The organism is Cuspidothrix issatschenkoi CHARLIE-1 (assembly GCF_002934005.1).
Classification (GTDB): Bacteria; Cyanobacteriota; Cyanobacteriia; order Cyanobacteriales; family Nostocaceae; genus Cuspidothrix; species Cuspidothrix issatschenkoi.
In genome coordinates this window covers 1-3,007 of sequence record NZ_PGEM01000227.1, presented here as the reverse complement: position 1 = coordinate 3,007, position 3,007 = coordinate 1, and the positions used below count along the sequence as shown (strand labels likewise).

The 3,007-nt window shown below is 34.7% G+C and carries 5 protein-coding genes; 3 read left to right on the top strand and 2 right to left on the bottom strand.

Going from position 1 to position 3,007, the window contains the following annotated elements:
* Window positions 1–201: 201 nt before the first annotated feature.
* Together CUN59_RS20770 and CUN59_RS21600 are read left to right on the top strand one after the other, a co-directional pair.
* Window positions 202–420, top strand: coding sequence for a hypothetical protein (locus tag CUN59_RS20770; RefSeq protein ID WP_104389587.1), 219 nt, complete (start codon window positions 202–204; stop codon window positions 418–420).
* 123 nt (window positions 421–543) lie between these two features.
* Window positions 544–720 carry a hypothetical protein gene (locus tag CUN59_RS21600; RefSeq protein WP_165790244.1) on the top strand — a complete coding sequence of 59 codons (177 nt, stop codon included), beginning with the start codon at window positions 544–546 and terminating at the stop codon, window positions 718–720.
* A gap of 108 nt (window positions 721–828) precedes the next feature.
* On the opposite strand, the gene CUN59_RS20760 is transcribed toward CUN59_RS21600, so the two are convergent.
* Both CUN59_RS20760 and CUN59_RS20755 read right to left on the bottom strand, forming a co-directional pair.
* On the bottom strand, window positions 829–1,158 hold the full coding sequence (locus CUN59_RS20760) for a hypothetical protein (protein ID WP_104389585.1): 330 nt from the start codon (window positions 1,156–1,158) through the stop codon (window positions 829–831).
* Window positions 1,159–1,379: 221 nt separating this feature from the next.
* Window positions 1,380–1,781 (bottom strand): fasciclin domain-containing protein, encoded by a 402-nt coding sequence (locus CUN59_RS20755; protein ID WP_104389584.1) that lies wholly within the window; start codon window positions 1,779–1,781, stop codon window positions 1,380–1,382.
* Window positions 1,782–1,898: 117 nt separating this feature from the next.
* Between CUN59_RS20755 and CUN59_RS20750 the strand changes: the two genes are divergently transcribed.
* Window positions 1,899–2,837: a putative 2-dehydropantoate 2-reductase gene (locus tag CUN59_RS20750; protein ID WP_104389583.1), complete on the top strand. Its 939-nt coding sequence runs from the start codon at window positions 1,899–1,901 to the stop codon at window positions 2,835–2,837.
* Window positions 2,838–3,007 lie beyond the last annotated feature (170 nt).

Genomic DNA, 3,007 nt, shown 5'->3' with positions numbered 1-3,007 from the left:
TAAAAAGTCTTGTATGCAAGAAAAAGAATTGCTAATTGCCATCAATAGCTAGACACAACTATTTCAATAAAGTCTTATCCATTGGGATCAAAGCCTTGAATTTATAAATTCTTTTTGAAAGAATAAAAACTAAGGTTAGTGCATATCACATCTAATCTTACTTATCTTTTATCCAGATAATATATACAAGGAGGAATGATCATGGCTAATATCCAAATATCCCCACTACTTCCTGTTGGTTATGATTTATTTAATGATGCTGCTAGTTTTATGAATGAACTAGCTACCGAGGAGGTACAAAACGTTCTCGGTGGTGGTTGTCATCATCATCATCATAGTTGTCATCATCATAGTTGTCATTCTCATAACAACTATCATTACTCTCACGAAGGTCATAGCGGGAAATATTGGGGCTATTAAAATTAAAAAGATAGCTGTTAACTAACAGCTATTACTAATGGTCAGAATAGTAATTTTTGCTTTTATTGCTATTCTGACTGTTTATGTATTTTTGATCAAAAAATATCTCAAAGAGGAATGATCGTGGCTAATATCCAAATATCACCACTACTTCCTATAGGCTATGATTTATTTAATGATGATACTAGTTTTCTTAATGAACTAGCTACTGACGAAATACAAACCGTTCTCGGTAGCGGTCATCATGGTAGTTATAGCGGCAGTTATAGCGGTGGTTATAGTGGTGGTTCTTGTTGCTAAAATCTAAACATTGCCAGAGTAAAATCCCCGACTTCTTAAAGAAATCGGGGACATATAAAGTTAAAATAAAATTACATTTTTACTTCTAACTTTTGATTGATGCTGTCATTATTTACCTACAGAAAATAATTGTAGAGGATTTCTTCGCCAGATAATTACAAAAAGATTAGTTAATAAACAGGTGATAGCTAGGGATAACAAGATATACGTGGGCATCATCACTACACCAATCATAAACCAAGTATAAACGTGCAGCATCATGATTACAACAAATGTACAGGCTAGTGTCACAGATGCCCAGACTTGACTCATGGGACGATTAAGAAACGCGAGGATAATCGTTAATAAGGTAGTCAAGATGTTGGCCGGGACTAGGAAGCCACAGATGCCTATACAGTGATTACGGGAAAATTCAGTTAAGGTGTGAAAATCTAACATTAATTTTGGGGTATAGATAATTGTAGATTCTTATGATTAGGTTTTATTATAAATTCCAGATTACTTAGGTAATCTTATCTTAAAACTGAGTGGCTACACCATTTATGTTACATTTTTTAAAGAATTAGCCCTAACAACTCAATTTCTTAATTTTAATTATAGAGACGATGCTTCCAGCGTCTCTATCAGAATGTCAAAATCAAAAAATTCAGTTTGTGGGATTAACCCATCAAAATCACAGTATCAATAACGTGAATTACACCATTATCAGCAATGATATCTGCTGCTAAAACTGTGGCGTTTTTCACCTCAAACCCATCTTCACAATTAATTTGAATGGGAGAACCTTCCACAGAATTGACTGTACCTAGTTTCCCTAAATCATCCTTTGTTAACTTTCCAGGAACAACGTGATAGGTTAAAATCCGTGCTAACTGGGGAATATTTTGTAATAAAGTTGTAATTGTGCCTGGTGGTAACTTAGCAAAAGCGTCATCGGTGGGTGCAAACACGGTGAATGGCCCTGGACTTTTTAATGTTTCCACTAACCCGGCAGCAGACACAGCAGCTACCAAAGTTTTAAACGCATCATTACTAACTGCAATATCAACAATATCAGCCATGTATTTTACCTCTCTAGCAAAGCTTCTACAAGATAGTAAATCATGTTTAAGTTTTATTAACGACAATTCTGGTAGAATATACTCTGATGATTTTCTTAAATTTTTTTTATACATAAAATGAGTAACCGCACTTATGCAATATTAGGAACTGGCGCATTAGGCGGATTTTATGGTGCAAAGCTACAAAAATCCGGTTTAGAAGTTCACTATTTACTCAAAAGTGATTATCAACAAGTCAGGGAAAACGGTCTAATTGTTGAGTCTAAAGACGGTGATTTCACCCTCTCCCTAGTTAATGCTTATAACAATGTAGACAAAATGCCACCGTGTGATGTGGTAATAATATCACTAAAAACAACCCAAAATCAACTTTTACCCGATTTATTACCACCAATAGTTAAAGATGACGGGGTAGTATTGGTATTACAAAATGGACTGGATATAGAAGCAGAAGTTGCAGAAATTGTCAATAACGTCAGCATTATTGGGGGTTTATGTTTTCTCTGTTCTAATAAAGTTGGACCAGGACATATTCATCATTTAGATTATGGACAAATTACTTTAGGTGAATATAAATCTAATTATCAATTAACCGGCATTACTAAAAAAATGCGGGAAGTGAGCAAAGATTTTGAAAATGCTGGTATACCTATAGAAATGTTAGAAGATCTACTATTAGGACGTTGGAAAAAGTTAGTCTGGAATATTCCCTATAATGGCTTATCTGTAATTCTTGATGGGAGAACAGATGAATTGATGACGGATATTCACACTCGTCAGTTAGTGGAAAGTTTGATGTGGGAAGTAGTCGCAGGGGCAAAAAGTACAGGGAGAATCATTCCTGAAAGTTTTATAGAAACAATGTTAGATTACACCATAAGAATGAAACCCTACCGCACCAGTATGAAAATTGATTTTGATGAAAAGCGTCCTTTAGAAGTAGAGGCAATTTTTGGTAATCCCTTAAGAAAAGCAGAATTAGCAGGTGTAAATTTGCAGCAAATTCGTTGTTTATATCAACAATTGAAGTTTTTGGATATGAAAAATAGAAGTTAAATCTAAATCCTGACTCATCCTATAGCAGGGAACAGGGAACAGGGAACAGGGAACAGAGTTGAAAGTCATGAGAGTGTATAGTTTCTTCAAATACACCAGTAAAGATGGAAATTTAGTTGTTCAATATGGAAATATGGAAACAAATGCTCAACTGTGAAACCATCTGGCTT